The 19,168-nt window shown below is 67.8% G+C and carries 15 protein-coding genes and 2 pseudogenes; 8 read left to right on the top strand and 9 right to left on the bottom strand.

Going from position 1 to position 19,168, the window contains the following annotated elements; all coding sequences use genetic code 11:
- Positions 1 to 13 precede the first annotated feature (13 nt).
- On the top strand, positions 14 to 676 hold the full coding sequence (gene yczE, locus Leucomu_RS04935) for a membrane protein YczE (protein ID WP_128386520.1): 663 nt from the start codon (positions 14 to 16) through the stop codon (positions 674 to 676).
- A 38-nt stretch (positions 677 to 714) separates the two neighbouring features.
- Here the strand turns inward: yczE and Leucomu_RS04930 are convergent.
- From Leucomu_RS04930 to Leucomu_RS04910, 5 genes and pseudogenes are all read right to left on the bottom strand, one after another.
- Positions 715 to 2,144 (bottom strand): annotated as a pseudogene (locus Leucomu_RS04930) (APC family permease).
- 181 nt (positions 2,145 to 2,325) lie between these two features.
- Positions 2,326 to 3,126: an ABC transporter permease gene (locus Leucomu_RS04925; protein WP_128386519.1), complete on the bottom strand. Its 801-nt coding sequence runs from the start codon at positions 3,124 to 3,126 to the stop codon at positions 2,326 to 2,328.
- On the bottom strand, positions 3,123 to 3,983 hold the full coding sequence (locus tag Leucomu_RS04920; RefSeq protein ID WP_128386518.1) for an ABC transporter permease: 861 nt from the start codon (positions 3,981 to 3,983) through the stop codon (positions 3,123 to 3,125). Before Leucomu_RS04920 ends, Leucomu_RS04925 begins: the two co-directional genes overlap by 4 nt.
- 9 nt (positions 3,984 to 3,992) lie before the next feature.
- Positions 3,993 to 5,171, bottom strand: coding sequence for an ABC transporter ATP-binding protein (locus Leucomu_RS04915; protein WP_128386517.1), 1,179 nt, complete (start codon positions 5,169 to 5,171; stop codon positions 3,993 to 3,995).
- 2 nt (positions 5,172 to 5,173) lie between these two features.
- Entirely contained in the window at positions 5,174 to 6,373 is a 1,200-nt protein-coding gene (locus tag Leucomu_RS04910; RefSeq protein WP_128386516.1) for an ABC transporter substrate-binding protein, read from the bottom strand.
- Positions 6,374 to 6,754: 381 nt separating this feature from the next.
- On the opposite strand from Leucomu_RS04910, the gene Leucomu_RS04905 reads away from it, so the two are divergent.
- From Leucomu_RS04905 to Leucomu_RS04895, 3 genes are all read left to right on the top strand, one after another.
- Positions 6,755 to 7,222, top strand: coding sequence for an Lrp/AsnC family transcriptional regulator (locus Leucomu_RS04905; RefSeq protein ID WP_128386515.1), 468 nt, complete (start codon positions 6,755 to 6,757; stop codon positions 7,220 to 7,222).
- Positions 7,223 to 7,224: 2 nt separating this feature from the next.
- The gene (locus Leucomu_RS04900) at positions 7,225 to 8,619 is read left to right on the top strand and encodes an aspartate aminotransferase family protein (RefSeq protein WP_017885158.1); all 1,395 of its coding nucleotides are present in this window, start codon (positions 7,225 to 7,227) and stop codon (positions 8,617 to 8,619) included.
- Positions 8,620 to 8,763: 144 nt separating this feature from the next.
- The gene (locus Leucomu_RS04895; protein WP_128386514.1) at positions 8,764 to 9,333 is read left to right on the top strand and encodes a hypothetical protein; all 570 of its coding nucleotides are present in this window, start codon (positions 8,764 to 8,766) and stop codon (positions 9,331 to 9,333) included.
- A gap of 103 nt (positions 9,334 to 9,436) precedes the next feature.
- Here Leucomu_RS04895 and rpsO read toward each other — a convergent pair whose 3' ends face one another.
- Positions 9,437 to 9,706: a 30S ribosomal protein S15 gene (gene rpsO, locus Leucomu_RS04890; RefSeq protein ID WP_017885160.1), complete on the bottom strand. Its 270-nt coding sequence runs from the start codon at positions 9,704 to 9,706 to the stop codon at positions 9,437 to 9,439.
- A 416-nt stretch (positions 9,707 to 10,122) separates the two neighbouring features.
- Between rpsO and Leucomu_RS04885 the strand changes: the two genes are divergently transcribed.
- From Leucomu_RS04885 to Leucomu_RS04875, 3 genes are all read left to right on the top strand, one after another.
- Entirely contained in the window at positions 10,123 to 11,337 is a 1,215-nt protein-coding gene (locus tag Leucomu_RS04885; RefSeq protein ID WP_017885161.1) for an ammonium transporter, read from the top strand.
- Positions 11,338 to 11,483: 146 nt separating this feature from the next.
- Complete coding sequence (locus Leucomu_RS04880; RefSeq protein WP_128386513.1) at positions 11,484 to 12,305, top strand: inositol monophosphatase family protein; 822 nt, start codon at positions 11,484 to 11,486, stop codon at positions 12,303 to 12,305.
- A gap of 163 nt (positions 12,306 to 12,468) precedes the next feature.
- Positions 12,469 to 13,668 (top strand): ABC transporter substrate-binding protein, encoded by a 1,200-nt coding sequence (locus tag Leucomu_RS04875; protein ID WP_128386512.1) that lies wholly within the window; start codon positions 12,469 to 12,471, stop codon positions 13,666 to 13,668.
- Between the two features lie 62 nt (positions 13,669 to 13,730).
- Here Leucomu_RS04875 and Leucomu_RS04870 read toward each other — a convergent pair.
- The 3 genes and pseudogenes from Leucomu_RS04870 to Leucomu_RS04855 all read right to left on the bottom strand — a co-directional run bounded on the left by Leucomu_RS04870 (position 13,731) and on the right by Leucomu_RS04855 (position 17,978).
- Positions 13,731 to 15,208: pseudogene (locus Leucomu_RS04870) on the bottom strand (NCS2 family permease).
- Positions 15,209 to 15,469: 261 nt separating this feature from the next.
- Entirely contained in the window at positions 15,470 to 17,026 is a 1,557-nt protein-coding gene (locus tag Leucomu_RS04865; RefSeq protein ID WP_128386511.1) for a SpaH/EbpB family LPXTG-anchored major pilin, read from the bottom strand.
- Between the two features lie 580 nt (positions 17,027 to 17,606).
- Positions 17,607 to 17,978, bottom strand: a complete 372-nt coding sequence (locus Leucomu_RS04855; protein ID WP_031290296.1) for an FKBP-type peptidyl-prolyl cis-trans isomerase — start codon at positions 17,976 to 17,978, stop codon at positions 17,607 to 17,609.
- Positions 17,979 to 18,208: 230 nt separating this feature from the next.
- Here Leucomu_RS04855 and Leucomu_RS04850 point away from each other — a divergent pair, with 230 nt between their 5' ends.
- Entirely contained in the window at positions 18,209 to 19,075 is an 867-nt protein-coding gene (locus Leucomu_RS04850; RefSeq protein WP_128386510.1) for a fumarylacetoacetate hydrolase family protein, read from the top strand.
- Positions 19,076 to 19,168: the final 93 nt, after the last annotated feature.

The following is a 19,168-nucleotide window of genomic DNA, read 5'->3' as shown; positions in this document are numbered from 1 at the left end:
TGGACTGATCCGTATGCTCCCGAGACTCCTCCGCCTCGTCCCCGGCCTCCTGCTCTACGGCGTCGCCGACGCGTTCATGATCCGCGCCGCCGTGGGCGTCGATCCCTGGACCGTCTTCGCGCAGGGCGTCTCGGTGCGCACCGGCCTGGGCATCGGCCTGCTCACCAACCTCATCGGGCTCGCGGTGCTGCTGCTCTGGATCCCGCTGCGGCAGCGGCCCGGGATCGGCACGGTGCTCAACATCCTGCTCGTCGGCCCCGGCATCGAACTCGGCCTCTGGCTGCTGCCCGCCCCGGAGTCTCTCTGGACCCGAGTCGGCTTCTTCGCCACCGGCCTCGTGCTGCTCGCGGTCGCGAGCGGCGTCTACATCGGCGCGCACCTCGGCCCCGGGCCGAGGGACGGGCTGATGACCGGGATCCATCTGCGCTTCGGCACGCCGATCTGGGTCGGCCGCACCGGCGTCGAGGTGACGGTGCTGGTCGTCGGGTGGATCCTCGGCGGCGATGCGGGCCTCGGCACACTCGCCTTCGCGCTGCTCATCGGACCGCTGTGCGGGATCACCCTGCCCCTGTTCGACCCGGTCGCGCGACGAAACCGCCGTGAGCGCGCCGCGAACCGCAGCGCTCCGTCGTCCGAGAGCCGACCCGGCCCCTCCCCGCGAGAAGCGGCCGCCTGAGGGAGGGCGTCGGGCCGGCTCCGGCCGCACGGCGCTCGCTACTCGGCGCCCTCGTTCTCGAGCACCTTGTTGTACCCGGTGACCGGCTGGTTCTCGTCGAAGGAGGCGACCGGCCGGCGGAAGCCCTTCGTGAGGAACAGCAGGTAGATGAAGCCGAGCGCGGTCCAGGTGAGCCCGCCCGCGAGCGAGTACCCCGAGAGGAAGGCCCACAGGATGCCGGTCATGATCGTGCCGATCGCCGGCATCACGATGTAGTTGAAGATGTCCTTCGGCGTCTTGCGCAGGCCTTTGCGGATCGCGAACCAGGCGATCACCGAGAGATTGACGAACGTGAACGCGATCAGGGCGCCGAAGTTGATGAAGTCGGCGATCTGCTCGAGGGTGAACGCCGCGGCGAGCAGCGAGACCGCGCCCGTCAGCACGATGTTGAACGTCGGGGTGTGCGTCTTCGGGTTGATGTACCCGAAGAAGCGCTTCGGCAGCCGTTGTTGCGGCCCATCACGAGCAGCATGCGCGACACCGAGGCGTGCGAGGCGAGGCCCGACGCGAGCGTCGCGCAGAAGCCCGCGGCGGTGAGCACGGCCATCAGCAGGCCGCCGCCCACGCCGCTGCCGATGAGCGGCAGCGTCGAGTCGTCGAGGAACTGGCGAGGGTTGTCGCCCTCGATCAGGAAGACTTCCCAGTCGGGGAATCGCAGCTGGGTGAAGTACGCGGTGACGAGGAAGATGCCGCCGCCGATGAGCACCGTGAGCAGGATGGCGCGCGGCATGATCTTCGGGTTCTTCGCCTCCTCGGCGTACATCGTCACCGCGTCGAAGCCGATGAACGAGAAGCACACCACGGTCGCCGCCGACAGCACGGCGGTCGCCTGCACATCGGAGTGGAAGAACGGGTTCATCGACGCGATGGTGCCCATCCCCTCGCCGCGGTTGAGCTGGAAGATCACCAGGAAGACGAACACCACCATCACCGCGATCGAGAACACCAGCAGCAGCATGTTGAGGTTCGAGGTGCCGCGCATCGTGAGGTAGATGAGTCCTGTCACCCCGACCACGTAGATGACCACCCACACGACGCCCGGAACGCCGGGGAACAGCGCCTCGAGGTAGCTGCGGATGATGAGGCAGTTCACGAGCGGCAGCAGCATGTAGTCGATGAGTGCGACCCAGCCGACCATGAAGCCGGCGTTCGGGTGCATCGACTCGCGCACGTAGGTGTAGGCGGAGCCGGCGCTCGGGATCGCCCCAGAGATCTTGCCGTAGCTGATGGCCGTGAACGTCATCACGACGAGGGCGACGAGGTAGCCGAGCGGCACCACGTTGTTCGACTCCTCGGCGACCATGCCGAAGGTGTCGAAGATCACCGTGGGGGTCATGTATCCGAGCCCGAGGCCGACGATGGCCCAGAGGCCGAGGCTTCGCTTGAGGGAACCGCCGCGCTGGGCCGCCGGCATCAACGTCTTCGTCATGTGCTCTCCGAGGGTTCGGGGGTCGCGCGGGCGTCGTCGTCCCGCTGCGACACGGTCTGCGGCGGGATCGCGTCCCGCCAGCCAATCATCCTGCACCCGATGCGCGCCCCGGCGCAAAAGGGCCCGGCCCCCGCCGCAGAATCTGCGGCGGGGGCCGGACCCGTCGTGGGAGACGCGGAGGTTACCGCCGCGCCAGCCGCTTCTGCTTGTTGATGTTCACCATCTGCACGATGATCACCAGCAGCAGCGCACCGACGAACACGATCGCCGCGAGCACATTCGCCTGCGCCGGCACCCCCTTGAGGGCCGACACGTAGATGAACTTCGGGAAGGTGGTCGCCGTGCCCGAGTTGAAGTTCGTGATGATGAAGTCGTCGAACGACAGCGCGAACGACAGCAGGGCCGCGCCGATGATGCCGGGCATCAGCATGGGCAGCGTGATCCGCCAGAACACCTGCGCCGGCGAGGCGTAGAGATCGCGCCCCGCCTCCTCGATCGCGGGGTTGAGGCTCGCCACACGGGCCTTCACCGCCACCACCACGTACGAGATGCAGAACATCGTGTGCGCGAGGATGATCGTGCCGATGCCCTTCTCGACCCCCACGAGCAGGAACTGCGCCGCGAGGCCCGCGCCCAGCACGACCTCGGGCGTCGCCATCGGGGTGAACAGCAGCAGGCTCACGGTCGAGCGGCCCTTGAACTTGAAGCGCACGAGTGCGATCGCGATCATGGTGCCGAGCGTGGTCGCGATGACGGTGGCCACGACGCCCACGAGGATGCTGTTGCCGAACGCCTGGCACACCTGCGGGGCGCCGCAGGGGTTCTGCCAGTTGTCGAGGGTGAAGCCGCGCCACAGGATGTTGTTGCGGCCCGCATCGTTGAACGAGAACAGGATCACGTGAGCGATCGGCAGCAGCAGGTAGATCAGCGTGATCGCAGCGACCACCGGCACGAACGCCTTGCCGAGACTGAAGTTCTTCACAGCAGGTCCTCCGCCCCGCTCTTGCGCACATAGGTGGCGACGAGCACGAGGATGATGAGCATGAGCATGATCGAGAGCGCGGCCGCCATCGGGTAGTTCTGCGTCTGCAGGAAGTTCGACTCGATCACGTTGCCGATCATGGTGGTGCCGGTGCCGCCGAGGAACTCTCGCGAGGCGTTGACGTAGTCGCCCGACATCGGGATGAAGCTGAGCAGCGTGCCCGAGACGACGCCCGGCATCGACAGCGGCAGGGTGATCTTGCGGAACGTCGTCACCGGCGAGGCGTAGAGATCGGATCCCGCCTCGAGCAGGCGCAGGTCGAGCGCCTGCAGCGACGCGAACATCGGCAGCACCATGAACGGGATGAAGTTGTAGATGAGACCGAAGATCACCGAGAAGTGCGTGCCGATGAGATCGCTCGGCAGGATCGACTTCCACGCGAGGGTGCGCAGCAGGAAGCTGATGAAGAAGGGCGCGACCACGAGGATCAGCAGCACCCCCTGCAGCATGGGCTTCGACCGCACCTTCACGCCGATCAGGTAGGCCAGCGGGTAGCTGATCAACAGACCGACGATCGTGGCGGTGAGGGCGTACGCGAAGGAGCGCAGCAGCTGGGGCCAGTACTCCTGCATCGCGGTCCAGTAGTTCGAGAACTGGGCTGCGGCGACGTACTGCCCGATGCCGCCGCTCTCGGCGGGAGCCTGGATCGACGTGAGCGCGAGCTGCACGAACGGGGCGACGAAGAAGAGCAGCATGTAGGCGATGCCCGGTGCGAGCAGCACCAGCGCCACGATGCCCTTCCGGCTCGGATTCTGCTCTACGGCTTTCGCACTGCCGGAGAACGCGGTGAATGCCATGTGCGCCCCCTACTCGGTGAGGCTCGCCTGCGTGGCGATCGCCTGCGTCGAGAAGTCGGCGGTGAGGGCGCCGGTCTCGAGGCTGTCATCGGCGAGCCCGAAGGTGTGCTCGATGTGCCAGCTGAGCCAGACCTCGTCGCCGAGGCCCGCGACGGGACCCGCCTCGACGTTCTGCGAGAACACCTCGACCGTGCCCGCGCCCGGCACCTCGACGGTGTACTCCGTGCTCACGCCGATGAACGAGACGTCGGTGATGCGGCCCGCGCCGAGCGTGTTGCGGCCGGCGAGATCCGTGGGGGCCTCGCGGTGCAGTCGCAGCTTCTCGGGTCGCACGCCGATCGTGATCGAGCCGCTGTCGCGCTCGGTGCGCGCGCGGGGCAGTGTGATGCGCGTGCCGAACAGGTCGGTGTGGATCGCGGTCTCGTTGCCGTCGACGACGTCGACCGCGAACAGGTTCGACTTGCCGAGGAAGTTCGCGACGAACACGGTGCGCGGCAGCTCGTACAGCTCTTCGGGGGCGCCCATCTGCTCGATGCGGCCCTTGTTCATCACCGCGACGGTGTCGGCCATGGTCATGGCCTCCTCCTGGTCGTGGGTGACGTGCAGGAACGTCAGGCCGACCTCCTGCTGGATCTGCTTGAGCTCCTGCTGCATCTGACGGCGCAGCTTGAGGTCGAGCGCACCGAGCGGTTCGTCGAGCAGCAGCAGCGCGGGCCGGTTCACGATGGCGCGGGCGAGCGCGACGCGCTGCTGCTGACCGCCCGAGAGCTGGGCCGGCTTGCGGTCGGCGACGTGGTCGAGCTCGACCAGCTTGAGCGCCTCGTGCGCCTTCGCCACGGGGTCGCCGACCTTGCGGCGGCGCAGCCCGAAGGCGACGTTCTCGAGGATCGTCATGTGCGGGAAGAGCGCGTACGACTGGAACACCGTGTTGACCTGCCGCTTGTGCGGCTTCAGCGACGTCATGTCCTTGCCGCCGATCAGGATCTTGCCCTGGCTCGGATCCTCGAGGCCGGCGACCATGCGCAGCGTCGTCGTCTTGCCGCAGCCCGAGGGGCCGAGCAGGGCGAAGAACGATCCGGCCGGAATCTTCAGGTCGAGGTTGTCGACCGCCGTGAAGCCGGGGTAGCGCTTCTGGATGCCGACGAGCTCGAGGTCGGCGCCCGAGGTCGCGAGTGAGTTGTCCGCCATGTCTACAGCCCCAGCGCGTTCTGGAAGGCCGTCGAGTAGCGGTTGTCTTCTTCGGCGGTGAGGCTGCGGAACGAGTGCAGGTGCTCCCAGTCGGAGTCACTCGGGAAGATGAGCGGGTTCTCGGCGTTCTCGGGGTTGATCTCCTGCATGGCCTCCTGGGTGCCCTTCACGGGCGGGATGAAGGTCACGTAGTCGGCGACCTCGGCCATGACCACCGGATCGTAGTAGTAGTCGATCATCTGCTCGACCTTCTCCTTCGCCTCGGCCGAGGTGCCGTTCGGCACGGTGAAGGAATCCGCTGCGATCATGCCGCCCGACTCGGGGATCTCGAGGGTCCACTGGTTGTCGTTCTCGGCGTTCAGCATGACGACGTCACCGGTCCAGGCCATCGCGGCGAGGGCGTCGCCCGTGATGAGGTCCTGCGTGTAGCTGTTGCCCTTGACGTTGCCGATCTGACCGCTCTGCAGCGCGTCGTCGAGCCAGGCGAGCGCCTCGTCGAACTCCTTGTCGCCCCAATCGCCGGAGGGGTCGTAGCCGAGGCCCGCGAGCACCATGCCCATGGTGTCGCGCATCTCGCTCAGCACCACGACCTTGCCCTTGAGCTCGGGCCTGAGGAAGTCGTCGAGGGTCTTGATGCCGTCGGGCACCGCCTCGGTGTTCCACACCCACCCCGAGGCCGGGAGCTGCCACGGAATCGAGAACTTGCGACCGGGATCGACGTCGAGCGCGTCCCACTGGGCGTCGACGAGGTTCGCCTTCACGTTGGGCAGATTGGCGTAGTCGAACTCCTGCACCTGCTCGGCCTGGATGAGGCGGGCGTTCATCCAGTCGGTGAAGGTGATGACGTCGTAGCCCGTGTGCTGGCCGAGCTGCAGCTGATCCTTGATCTTGCCGAAGAAGGTGTTGTTGTCGTCGATGTCCTCGATGTAGTCGACGTTGAAGCCGGCCTCGTCGACGAAGGCGTCGAGCGAGGGATACGAGCCGGTCGACTCGTCGAAGTCGAGGTAGTAGGTCCAGTTGCCCCAGACGATGCCGTCTCCGCCACCGCCTCCCCCGCCGCCGGAGCAGGCCGAGAGCCCGAGCGCACCCGCACCCGCCGCTCCGACGGCCGCGCCGCGGAGCAGCTGACGGCGGTTGAACTGGGCGCCTCGGAGCATCTGGACGATATTGCGGACGATCGGATCTTCGGGCTGACGGGCCATGAGTATCTCCCTTGGTTCTCACGGGTCGGACCGGCATCGCCGAACGGCTGCGCTGCCGGGTGTGAACATGAGAATGGCATAGAGAAGGGATCGATGCAAAGCCCACACCCCGCGATCAACCATTTCGTCACGAAACGGTTACATCGCATTGTCGTCACCGTGGTTTTCGCCACGGATCCGCGGGCCGTTCCACGCATTCCGAAGCGCCGCCCGTCACCCGGCTACCGCTCGCGGGCCGCTCGTTGATACAGTGCTGTCACTCGCACCGCGCCGGACACCGGGGTGCTCTTTTCACCCCAAGAGGTGGAGATAAGCAGAATTCATCGCCCATTTCTTCGGATTCCTTTGCTATTTCAGCTTTTCACTGCAAGAATCAGTGGCGTGAGCAGCAAACGCACTTCGCCAGCGCTCGACGCGACGTCGAAGGCGATCATCGAACAGCTTCAGCGCGATGGTCGCCGCTCGTACGCGGAGATCGGCAAGGCGGTCGGCCTCAGCGAGGCCGCCGTGCGACAGCGCGTGCAGAAGCTCACGGATGCCGGCGTCATGCAGATCGTTGCAGTGACCGACCCGATGCGACTCGGCTTCAGCCGACAAGCAATGCTCGGCATCCGCGTTTCCGGTGACACCAGGGTCGTCGCCGATCGTCTCGCCGAGATGCCGGAGATCGCTTACGTGGTACTCAGCGCGGGCTCCTTCGACATCCTCGCCGAGGTTGTCTGCGAGGACGACGACGGTCTCATCGAGCTGCTCAACGAGAAGATCCGAGAGATCGACGGAGTGGCATCGACCGAGAGCTTCGTCTACCTCCAACTCACCAAACAGAAATACGACTGGGGAACACGATAACCATGTCCTACGATCCCACTGCAGCCGTGGACGCCGCCGCGCTCCAGGCTTCGGCCCGCAATCACATGTGGCCGCACTTCACCAACCGCAAGGTGCTCAACGACGGCATTCCCGTCATCACCCGCGCCGAGGGCCACCACATCTACGACGCCGCGGGCAAGCAGTACATCGACGGTCTCGCCGGCCTGTTCGTCGTGAACGCCGGCCACGGCCGCGACCGCATCGTCGAGGCCGCCGCCAAGCAGATGAAGCAGCTCGACTTCATGCCGCTGTGGTCGTACGCGCACCCCGCCGCCGTCGAGCTGTCGGAGCGCCTCGCCTCCTACGCGCCCGGCGAGATGAACAAGGTCTTCTTCACCACCGGTGGCGGCGAGGCCGTGGAGTCGGCGTTCAAGCTCGCCAAGCACTTCTGGAAGATCCAGGGCCAGCCGATGAAGCACAAGGTCATCTCGCGCTCGGTCGCCTACCACGGCACCCCGCAGGGCGCGCTGGCCATCACCGGCATCCCCGACATGAAGAAGTTCTACGAGCCGCTGACCCCCGGTGGTCACCGCGTGCCGAACACCAACTTCTACCGCGCCGAGGAGATGGGCGCCCCGTCGAACGACCTCGAGGCGTTCGGTCAGTGGGCGGCGAACCGCATCGAGGAGGCCATCCTCTTCGAGGGCCCCGAGACCGTTGCCGCCGTGTTCCTCGAGCCGGTGCAGAACTCGGGCGGCTGCTTCCCGCCTCCCCCCGGCTACTTCAAGCGCGTGCGCGAGATCTGCGACCAGTACGACGTGCTGCTCGTCTCGGATGAGGTCATCTGCGCCTACGGCCGCATCGGCGACTTCTTCGCGTCGAAGGCGCTCGGCTACGAGCCCGACATCATCACCTCGGCCAAGGGCATCACCTCGGGCTACGTGCCCCTGGGCGCCATGATCGTCTCGGACAAGGTCTCCGAGCCCTTCAACTCGACCGAGAACACCTTCTACCACGGCTTCACCTTCGCCGGTCACCCGGCGGCGGCGGCCGCGGCGCTCGCCAACTTCGACATCTTCGAAGAAGAGGACCTCAACGGTCGCGTGCGCGAGAACAGCCCGCTGTTCCGCGCCGAGCTCGAGAAGCTGCTCGACATCGACATCGTCGGCGACGTGCGCGGCGAGGGCTACTTCTTCGGCATCGAGCTGGTGAAGGACAAGGCCACCAAGGAGACCTTCAACGAGGAGGAGTCGGATCGACTCCTGCGCGACTACCTGTCGCCCGCACTGTGGGAGGCCGGCCTCTACTGCCGCGCCGACGACCGTGGAGACCCCGTCATCCAGCTCGCTCCCCCGCTGACCATCGGTCCGGCGGAGTTCGCCGAGATCGGTGGCATCCTCCGCAGCGTGCTGAAGGACGCCTCCTCGAAGATCTGATCTCGAGCGAGCCATAGTCCGCGATCCGTCGCGGCTCCGAGCCCCCTCGCGCACCGGCAGAGCCGGCGCGCGAGGGGGCTTTCGCGTGCCGGGCGCCGACGCGAGGCAGGCGACGAACCGCGAGACATGGCCTAGGCTTCGAGCATGAGCTCCTCCGACCCGACGCCCCAGCAGCAGCAGCAGGCCCACTCGCACGGCCAGCCGCAGCAGCCACAGCCACAGCAGCAGTACGCACCGCCGACACAGGGCGTTCCGCCCCAGGGGTCACAGGCATACGCGCAGCAGCAGCCCTACGCGCAGCAGCAGCCCGACGCGCAGCAGCCGGGCTTCGCGCAGCAGCCGCCCTACGCGCAGCAGCAGTGGGCTCCGCACCCCGCGCGCCCGGCCGCGACCGGGCGGCTCAACGTGCTCGGCGTCGTCGCTCTCGCGATCCTCGCGCTCTTCGCGCTGCTGAGTTTCGTCTTGCCGCTGCTCTACCGCGAGGCCGCCCTGTCGGGGTCGTACACGTTCATCTCGGTCGGGCTGCCCCTCACCCAGGGCGTGCTCGTACTGGCCGCGATCGGGCTCGCGATCGGCGGGGTGCTGCAGCGCAGCGCGCCGCGCATGCGCTGGACCGCGGTGGGCGCTCTCGTCTCGGGCGCGCTGTCGCTGGTCTCGATGACGGGCTCCATGGTGGGCGGCTGGATCGCCTCGGCGCTGCCCTACGGCTACTGAGGCCCGGATCCGGGCCCTTCCGGCCCGACCCGTAAACGCAGAAGCGCCCCGTTCCTCCGAGGAGGGGCGGGGCGCTTCGCAGTAAGCCTGTGCAGGCGATCGCTCAGCGGCGAAGGCCCAGACGCTCGATGAGCGAACGGTAGCGCGCGATGTCGACGTTCTGCAGGTATCCCAGCAGACGACGGCGCTGGCCGACGAGCAGCAGCAGCCCACGGCGCGAGTGGTGGTCGTGCTTGTGGGTCTTGAGGTGCTCGGTCAGATCCTTGATCCGCTGCGAGAGCATGGCAACCTGCACCTCGGGGGAACCGGTGTCACCGGGCTTGGTCGCGTACTCTTCGATGATCGCCTTCTTGACTTCTGCTTCCAGTGCCATAGGGATCCCCTCTCTGTTGCTGCGCGGCGCCGTCAGCGGGATGCTGGGGCTCTCTTTATCCGCGGCCGTTCTAACGGCAACCTGTACATCTTAGCACCTTTGCTCCCCGGCCTCTTCGAAGTCGTGTTCCGGCTGACCCGCACCTGTTCGTCGCTGCTCCAGAGGCGGACATATGAACCGGCCGTTCGTATGAGATCTGCCGTCCATATGACGCGGGAGACGGGTATCGCCATATTTTCGGCAGATTCCATATCGAAAGCCGAGGCCCCGAGGGGTCGGAGGAATGTGACCGCGCCGAAACACACCCGTGATCCGGTGGTCACGCCCCGGAGATGGTCATGAAACAGCGGCGGCGCACACTGGTCACACGCACGGCTCCCGACCCGCCGGGGCCGGTACAGAGAAAGGCGGCAGCCATGGAACTCACTCCGCAAGACGTGTGGACACTCGCGAGTACCGCGCTCGTGCTCATCATGACCCCGGGCCTCGCCCTCTTCTACGGCGGCCTCGTGCGCGTGCGCTCGGTCGTCAACATGATGCTCTTCAGCGTGAGCGCGATGGGCGTCGTCGGGGTGCTGTGGATCCTCTTCGGCTACAGCATGAACTACTTCGCCGAGGGCGAGAGCGGCTTCGCCGGAAGTCCCTTCAAGGATTTCGGACTGATCGCCACCGCTCCGGCAGACTTCATCGGCGTGGGCTTCGGCGCCGTGTTCGCGATGATCACCACCGCGCTCATCTCGGGCGCGATCGCGGATCGGGTGGGGCTCGGCTCGTGGGTGCTGTTCTCGGGCGTGTGGGCGACGCTCGTCTACTTCCCGGTCGCGGCCTGGGTCTGGGGCGGGGGTTGGATCCAGAACCTCGGCGGCACGCTCGGCACTCCCGACGTGATCGATCTGGCCGGCGGCACGGTGATCCACATCAACGCGGGCGCCGCAGCGCTGGCACTGGCGCTCGTCGCGGGCAAGCGCCTCGGCTTCGGACCCGGTTCCCACAAGCCGCACAGCATCCCGCTCGTGACGATCGGCGCCGCGCTGCTGTGGTTCGGCTGGATCGGGTTCAACTCGGGCCTCGCGACCGAGACGGGCGAGGCCGGCCTGATCCTCGTCAACACCCTGGGCGCACCGGCGGCCGGCATCGTGGGCTGGATCATCGTCGACGTGCTGCGCGGCAAGAAGCCGGGTGTGATCGGCGCAGCCTCCGGCGCGGTCGGCGGCCTCGTGGCGATCACCCCTTCGGCGGCGAACCTGGCGCCGGTCTGGGCGCTGCTGCTCGGCCTCGTCGCCGGCTTCGCCTGCGCCTTCGCCATCGAGTGGAAGTACCGCCTCGGCTACGACGACTCGCTCGACGTGGTGGGCCTGCACCTGGTGGCGGGTGTGATCGGCTCGCTGTACCTCGGCTTCTTCGCCTTCGACGACGGCCTGTTCATGGGCGGCGACGCCGGGCTGCTGCTGGTGCAGACGATCTCGGTGGTCGCGGTGATGGCCTACTCGTTCGTCGTGTCGCTCATCATCGCGCTCGCGGTGAAGATGCTGACCGGGCTGCGCGTCCCCGTGGAGGTCGAGGAGGGCGGCATCGACGCCGTCGCCCATGGCGAGGAGGCGTACGCGTACGAGTCGCCCGCGGTGCGCTGACACGCCCGTCGCAGTCGGCGGTCGCGCCGCGTCGTCTCGTGCCACACGAGACGACGCGGCTGTCGTGTGTACGATCCGAGCCTCGCGGTGCAGGCACTTCCTCTCCCCTCCTGGGAGCTCCTCGGCATCGCGGCTAGGCTCGGAGCATGAGTATCGCGCAGCCCCATGATGCCCAGCAGCTCGCCAGTATCGCCTCGGAGGTCGCCTTCACGGCAGGCGAGCGCATCCTCGAGCTGCGGCGGCGCGGTGTGGCGGTGGCCGCGAGCAAGTCGAGCGAGGTCGACATCGTCACCGAGGCTGACCGCGAGTCGGAGCAGTTGGTGGTCGACGCGCTGCGGGCGGAGCGCCCCGACGACGGCGTGCTCGGCGAGGAGGGTGCGGGCATCGAGGGCACGAGCGGCGTGACGTGGGTGATCGACCCGATCGACGGCACGGTGAACTACCTCTACGATCTGCCCGTGTACACGGTGAGCATCGCGGCCACGGTGCCCGATGCGGCGGCGAGCGCCGACGGGCGCCGGGCGATCGCGGGGGCGGTCTTCAATCCGCGCACGGGTGAGCTCTTCGAGGCGTGGGAGGGCGGCGGATCGCGCCTGAACGGCTCCCCCGTCACGATCTCGGGCAAGCGGGAGCTCTCGACGGCGCTCGTGGGCACGGGCTTCGGGTACACCGCGGAGCGGCGGGCGGGGCAGGCCGCCATTCTCGCGCGCCTGCTGCCGCGGGTGCGCGACATCCGGCGCACGGGATCTGCCGCGTACGAGATCTGCAGCTTCGCCGCGGGCCGCCTCGACGCCTTCTACGAGCACGGCCTGCAGCCGTGGGACTACGCGGCGGCGCTGCTCATCGCCCGCGAGGCGGGCGCGTCGGTGATCGGCATCGATGACGCCATGCCTCCCGGCGAGCCCGGGTTCTTCGCGGCCGATCCGGAGCTGGTGCACGAGCTGCGCCGCACGCTGCTCGTGCCCTGAGGGGCGGACGCGCCGACACGCCCGGGCCTTCTCGAGAATCAGGGCCGCTCTCGCCGAGCAATGTCAACGAAGGTGACACCGACGTGGATCGGGTGTTTCCGGATGTGTGAAGATGGGGGCTGAGAGGCGTCGCGCCCGCGACGCAGTTTCCAAAGGAGGGAACATGCTCCGTCAGTCTCCGGACCCCGTCGTCCGTGATCTGGTGAACCGCGTCAGAACCGCCCAGATGAATCGTCGACAGCTGCTGCGGGGCACGTCCCTCGGCGCCGCGCTGCTCGGCGTGGGTTCCCTCGCCGCCTGCGCAGGCCCGAGCGGTCCGGGCGACGGCTCCGGCGGTACGCTGCGCTGGGCCAACTGGACCTACTACCTCGACTACGACGACGAGACGGGCGGCTGGCCCTCGCTCGACGCGTTCATGGAGCAGAGCGACATTCGCGTCGAGTACTTCGAGGACATCGACGACAACAAGACCTTCATCGCGAAGATCAAGGACCAGCTGAAGCTCGAGCAGGACACCGGCTACGACGTGATCGTGCCGTCCGACACCACCCTCGTGCGACTGCTCGAGCAGGATCAGCTCACCGAGTTCGACCGCTCGCTCATACCGAACGTCGACGCGCAGATGATCGACATGGTGCAGCACGCCTCGTTCGATCCCGAGCGCAGCTGGTCGATCCCCTACCAGGCCGGCATGACCGGTCTCGTCTACAACACGCAGCTCTACCCGAAGGGCGTGCGCGAGGTCTCGGACCTGTGGGCGCCCGAGCTCAAGGGCAAGGTGAACCTGCTGACCGAGCAGGACGACACCCTCGCGCTCATCATGCTCGAGCAGGGCGTCGACATCGAGGCCGACTGGGGCGACGACGAGTTCGATGCTGCGCTCGAGGTCGCGGCGAAGCACATCTCGAGCGGCCAGGTCGCCACCGTGAAAGGCAACTCGTACACGCAGGATCTCGAGCAGGAGACGGTCTGGGCCGGTATGGCCTGGTCGGGCGACATCGCGATCCTCAATGAGGACGCGGGCGAGGAGATCTGGAAGTTCGTGGTGCCCGACTCGGGCGCGTCGGTCTTCGTCGACTCGTTCTGCATGCCCAAGGCCACCGAAGCGTTCGACCAGGTGCACGAGCTCATCGACTACTACTACGAGCCCGAGGTGGCCGCCCGGGTCGCAGAGTACGTGCAGTACGTGACCCCGGTCGCGGGCGCGCGCGAGGCGATGGAGCAGCTGAACCCCGAGCTGGCCGAGAACCCGCTCGTCTTCCCCGACGAGGAGATGTCGAAGCGCATCTTCGATATGCGCTCGCTCACCGCCGAGGAGGACAACCGCTACTCGCAGGCCTACCAGCGCATCCTCGGCAACTGAGCCGGCACCGACGAAGCCCCCGGGACCGCGATGGCGGATCCGGGGGCTTCGTCGTGCGGGGGTCAGACGCCAAGGAACGCCTCGATCGGCCCGCGCGCGAAGAAGATCACGAAGCCGGCGGCCACCACCCACAGCAGCCAGTGGATGCTGCGGGCCCGGCCGCTGAGCGCGTGCACGAGCACCCACGCCACGAAGCCCGCACCGATGCCGTTGGCGATCGAGTAGGTCATGGGCATGACGGCGACCGTCAGGAACACGGGCAGCAGCACACGGAAGTCGGTGAGGTCGATGTTCTTGATCTGCGCCATCATCAGCGCGCCCACGATCACGAGGGCCGCGGCGGCGACCTCTGTCGGCACGATCTGGGTGAGCGGAGTGAAGAACATCGCCAGCAGGAACATGAGGCCGGTGATGACGTTCGCGAAACCGGTGCGCGCGCCCTCGCCGATACCGGCGCCCGACTCGATGAACACCGTGTTCGACGACGACGAGGTGACGCCGCCCGCGATCGCACCCACGCCCTCGACCACGAGGGCCGACTTCAGGCGGGGAAGTTGCCGTTCCGGTCGGCGAGACCGGCCTCGCGCGACAGGCCGGTCATAGTGCCCATGGCATCGAAGAAGTTGGTGAAGAGCAGGGTGAATACGAGCATCACGACCGTGACGGCGCCCACGCGCCCGAGGTCGAAGCTGACCGCGCCGATGAGGCTCAGGTCAGGCACGCCGAACGGCGCCCCGCCGAGCTCTGGCACCGTGAGGCCCCATCCGCCGGGGTTCGCGATCTCGCCGTCGGCGCCGGTGCGCGGCCCGAGCTTCGCGATGGCCTCGACGATCACCGAGATCACGGTGCCGCTGACGAGGCCGATCAGCAGGCCGCCCTTCACCTTGGCCGCCACCAGCACCCCCGTGAGCACGAGGGTGACGGCGAAGATCAGGGTGGGCACGGTGAACACCGAGCCGTCGACGCCGAGACCGACGGGCGGGGATCCCTGGCCGGTCGCGGTGACGAAGCCCGAGTTGACGAAGCCGATGAACGCGATGAAGAGGCCGATGCCGACGGTGATCGCGAGCTTCAGCTCGACCGGCACCGCGTCGAAGATCATGCGACGCAGGCCGGTGGCGGCGAGCAGCACGATGAGCGCGCCGTTGATGACCACGAGGGCCATGGCCTCGGGCCACGTGACCTGACCGACCACCGAGAAGGCGAGGAAGGCGTTGATGCCGAGGCCCGCCGCGAAGCCGAAGGGCAGGCGTGAGACGACGCCGAAGAGGATCGTCATGACGCCCGCGGTGAGCGCGGTCACGGCGCTGACGGCGGGGAACGAGAGGGTGTTGCCCTCGACGTCGACGCCGCTCGTCAGGATGATCGGGTTGAGGATGACGATGTACGCCATCGTCACGAAGGTGACGAGCCCGCCGCGGATCTCAGTGCCGAAGGTTGACCCGCGCTCGGTGATCTGGAAGAAGCGGTCGAGCGCTCCCCTCGGCCGGGCCGATGCCGCGGCCTGCTGGTTCGTCGTCTCCTGGCTCGCTTCTGCCACCGTCGCCCCGTTTCTCAAGCTGAACGTCTGCTGAACACAGCAACGCTACCATCCGGGCCGCCGGACCGCAGAGGGCTGCCGAGCCACCGAGCCGCCCGGACCGCCCGGACCGCCCGGACCGCCGAGCCACCGAGCCCGCGCGGCACCGATCGACGTTCACGCACCCCGTTTCGGGTGTTCCCGGTGCGTGAACGTCGATCGGTGCGCGGCCTGAGCCGGCCTTCCCCCCTGAGCCTGTGGAAAGTGGGCGGGAGGGCCGGCTCACGCTGAGGCGGCGGGGGTGGTCTGCTTACGGCGTCCGAAGATCGCGAAGAGCACGCCGCCGGCGATGAGGATCGCGCCCGCGACCCCGATCGCGGTCATGCCCGCACCGCCGAGCACGGGCAGCGCCCCGGCCTCGCGCATCTGGTTGGGCACGTTCGCGACCGACCCGCTGCCGGTGAGACCGGTGCCCGGATACACCGTGATCTCGGTGGGCGCAGCCGCGGCGACATACCCCGCCGGAGCCTTCGTCTCGACGACCCAGTACTTCGTGCCCGCAGCCGACGCCTTCAGCCCGTTGATCACCACGAAGCCGTGATCGGCGCCGTGATCGGCGGTGGTGAACGTCTTGCGATCGGCCCCCGCGGTCGAACCCGCACCGAACTCGAGCCCACCCGTCACCGGATCCCCCGCAGCGACCTGAGCCGCCGCAGCGTTCGCCGCGGCCTCGGTGGCGAACACCTGGAACTCCGCACCCGCAAGACGAGCATCCTCATCACCCTGCGCATGCTTGTTCACACGAGCCGTACCCCACAAAGACTCGGCACCGACGAACTTATTGATGCCGTCCATTGCCACCTCGGCCTGGTTGTCAATCTCTCCGTTCGCGGGGATCGCCTGCACTCGCGTCTCGTACACGAACTCGATGATCGAGCCCGGCCCGGCAGCATTCACCTTCGCGAGCCCGCTGTCCGAGAGTTCGGTGACCGGCGCCGGGTTGGAAGCGGACGCCAGGTCTTCGGGATACAGCACGACCGGCGTGCCACCCTTCGGTGTCACGGTCGCGCGATCCGGGAACTGCGTACCGTCGTTCGCGCTCCACACCTTGGTGTCGTCCCAGCGGGCGAGCGCTTCGACATTCGGCATCTCGTACACGCCGAAGGTGGCGACGGCATAGCCGGAGCTGTCGGGTACCCGGGTCGAAATCGTCCAGGTCACCTTGTCGCCCACCGCGTACGCGGTCGAGTCGTCGACGGTCTTCACCATGTACGGCTCGTCGCCGAGCACGTTCTTCGGGTACGCGTGCACATCGTACCGGAACACGCCCGGCTCGGTCGTGGGCATCGGCAGCGTCACGAGGAAGGGCTGCGCCGGAGCAGCGATCGAGTTCGACCCAGCACTGGTCTCGGTCACATAGAACAGGCCCACCGGCGGGGTGTCGAACACCGCGATGCCGCCGTTCGCGGTGGTGCGCACCACCCCCGCTCCCAGCGTCGCCCCCGAGGGCACGAACGGGGTCGTCCCGTCGAGGTAGGGCTGGATCAGCGCCCACCCGGCATCGGTCTCGAGGTCGACGGCGACCCCGCCGATTTCGGTCACCTCACGCACCGTGAAGGCCACCCCGTTGATCGGCAGCGACCCCGCAGGCAGACTGCCCGAAGGCACCTCGGACCCGTCACCGGCGGCCCCCGGAGTCTCCGGCATCGACAGCTTATGGATCGTGAGACTGCGCGCCTCGTCCGGATCGATATTCGCGGGCGCCGCACTCGCGGCGCTGACCGCGACCCCCATCAGCGCGGTCGCGCTGAGCGCGATGACCGCCACAGCGGCGCTCAACCGCCGCCTCGTACTCGACATGCTCTCGCGTTGTGCAACGCCGTCAACTCGCATCACAGCACTCCCGGATCGAAACGGAACAACATCAGCACCGATGCCGCGTCGCTCCCCTCAACGCACCGATCGACCTCGGGTATCACCCAAGACCTTAATGACGGATCAGACACCCAGTGCGCGAACGCATCAGAACTTCACCCCGCGCCGCCCGCTTTTCACCCGTTCCCCGTGTGGCATTCACCCGTTCCCGCCCGTCGTTCGCCTTTCACGCCTGGCATCCGCACCCCGGCCGCGCGGCATCCGCAGCCGGGCGTCGCGGCTGCCCGCACCCAACAGCACCGATCGACGCTCAAGCACCCCATCCGCGCCGATCCGGGTGCATAACCGTCGATCGGTGCGCGGGGAACGGGGAGGGAGAGGGAGAGAGGGAGAGAGGGAAGGCGCCAGCGGAGAGAGGCGAGAGCGGCGAAACCGACGGCGGCAGGCGGCAGGCGGCGAGACGAGCGGCGTCGAGACGAGCGGCATAAACGGAAGAGCCCGCCCGGACGGATCCGGGCGGGCTCGAAGACGGGTGGGTGGTCGATCAGCTGACGCCGAGCAGGTCGATGACGAAGATGAGGGTCTTACCCGAGAGCGGGTGACCGCCCGAGACGCCGTACGCCTGCGCCGGAGGCACGATGAGCTTGCGGCGGCCGCCGACCTTCATGCCGGGGATGCCGACCTGCCAGCCCTGGATGAGGGCGCGCAGCGGGAAGTTGATCGACTCGCCGCGGCTCCACGAGGAGTCGAACTCCTCGCCCGAGTCGTACTCGACGCCGAGGTAGTGCACGTCGACGGTCGAGCTCGCCTGAGCCTCGGCCCCCGAGCCCTCGACGAGATCCACGATCTGCAGCTCGGCGGGGGCGGGGCCCTCGGGGAACTCGATCTCCGGCTTGGTCATGGGTGATTCACTCATTCCTCCATTCTCGCCGATCCCACGGGCCCGCGGCGACGCGTTCGCTCTCGGGGAACCCGATCGCGACCGTGGGCGCCCCGGTCCGAGACACCACGACGGCGCCCGCAGGGCACCGCGAAGCACGCCGCGGCACGGTCGCAGCAGTGCGCTCCCCACAAAGATCGGGGCTCGACACGTGAGAGAACCGCTCGAAACACGGCACCCGAGAGGGTGTCGGCTACGCTGGAGGCGTGAGATTCGCGCACCTGGTCCTCTCCCCCGCCGGCACACCCGAGCTCGTCGTCGTCAGCGACGAACGCTTCGTCCCCGTTCAGCGCCTCGGCGCGACGCACGCGACGCTGCAGCAGCTCATCGAGGCCGGGCCGGACGAGGTGGAGCGCGTACGCGCCGCCGCCGCGGCCCTCGCCGACGACGACTGGGCGCCGCTCTCCGACGCCGTGTTCGCGCCCGCCATCATCGACGCGCCGATCGTGCTGGCCGTCGGCCTCAACTACGACGAGCACGCCAGCGAGCTGAGCCTCGACAACGATTCGGGCCCCGTGCTCTTCTCGCTATTCCCGAACTCGCTCGGAGCGCACGAGGGCGAGGTGCCGCTGCCCGCGCACATCAGCGAGGAGGTCGACTACGAGGGCGAACTCGGCGTGGTCATCGGCCGTGCCGCCAAGAACGTCTCCCCCGAAGAAGCCCTCGACTACGTCTTCGGCTACACGGTCATCAACGACATCACCGCGCGCAACGTGCAGTTCCAGGAGCCGCAGTGGTCGCGCTGCAAGTCGTTCGACGGCTTCACGCCGATCGGTCCGGTGGTCGTGACCGCCGACCAGATCCCCGACCCGCAGGCGCTGCACATCGCCACCGACGTCGACGAGCTGCGAGTGCAGGATTCGACGACGGAGTACATGATCCGCACCGTCGCGCAGCTCATCTCGTCGATCTCGCAGTCGCTGACGCTGCTGCCCGGCACGGTCATCTCGACGGGCTCCCCCGGTGGGGCGGGCCGCTCGCGCAAGCCCCCGCTCTACCTGCGCCCGGGTACCGACGTCACGGTGACGATCGAGGGCATCGGCTCCCTCACGTCGCACTGCGTGCCCGCGTAGAGCAACGCGCCAGCGTTGCTCGCGGGCACGGTGCCGCACACGGCCACATATACGAGAGGCGGGCGGCGGATCCGAGGATCCACCGCCCGCCTC

This window comes from Leucobacter muris (assembly GCF_004028235.1).
Taxonomy (GTDB): domain Bacteria; phylum Actinomycetota; class Actinomycetes; order Actinomycetales; family Microbacteriaceae; genus Leucobacter; species Leucobacter muris.
This window is presented reverse-complemented; position numbering and strand designations above follow the sequence as displayed.

Bases quoted from the DNA above. Each gene is read 5' to 3' on its own strand.
- Leucomu_RS04900 (WP_017885158.1), top strand. From the start codon at position 7,225: ATGTCCTACGATCCCACTGCAGCCGTGGACGCCGCCGCGCTCCAGGCT.
- Leucomu_RS04885 (WP_017885161.1), top strand. From the start codon at position 10,123: ATGGAACTCACTCCGCAAGACGTGTGGACACTCGCGAGTACCGCGCTC.
- Leucomu_RS04920 (WP_128386518.1), bottom strand. From the start codon at position 3,983: ATGGCATTCACCGCGTTCTCCGGCAGTGCGAAAGCCGTAGAGCAGAAT.
- Leucomu_RS04875 (WP_128386512.1), top strand. From the start codon at position 12,469: ATGCTCCGTCAGTCTCCGGACCCCGTCGTCCGTGATCTGGTGAACCGC.
- yczE (WP_128386520.1), top strand. From the start codon at position 14: ATGCTCCCGAGACTCCTCCGCCTCGTCCCCGGCCTCCTGCTCTACGGC.
- Leucomu_RS04855 (WP_031290296.1), bottom strand. From the start codon at position 17,978: ATGAGTGAATCACCCATGACCAAGCCGGAGATCGAGTTCCCCGAGGGC.
- rpsO (WP_017885160.1), bottom strand. From the start codon at position 9,706: ATGGCACTGGAAGCAGAAGTCAAGAAGGCGATCATCGAAGAGTACGCG.
- Leucomu_RS04895 (WP_128386514.1), top strand. From the start codon at position 8,764: ATGAGCTCCTCCGACCCGACGCCCCAGCAGCAGCAGCAGGCCCACTCG.
- Leucomu_RS04915 (WP_128386517.1), bottom strand. From the start codon at position 5,171: ATGGCGGACAACTCACTCGCGACCTCGGGCGCCGACCTCGAGCTCGTC.
- Leucomu_RS04880 (WP_128386513.1), top strand. From the start codon at position 11,484: ATGAGTATCGCGCAGCCCCATGATGCCCAGCAGCTCGCCAGTATCGCC.
- Leucomu_RS04910 (WP_128386516.1), bottom strand. From the start codon at position 6,373: ATGGCCCGTCAGCCCGAAGATCCGATCGTCCGCAATATCGTCCAGATG.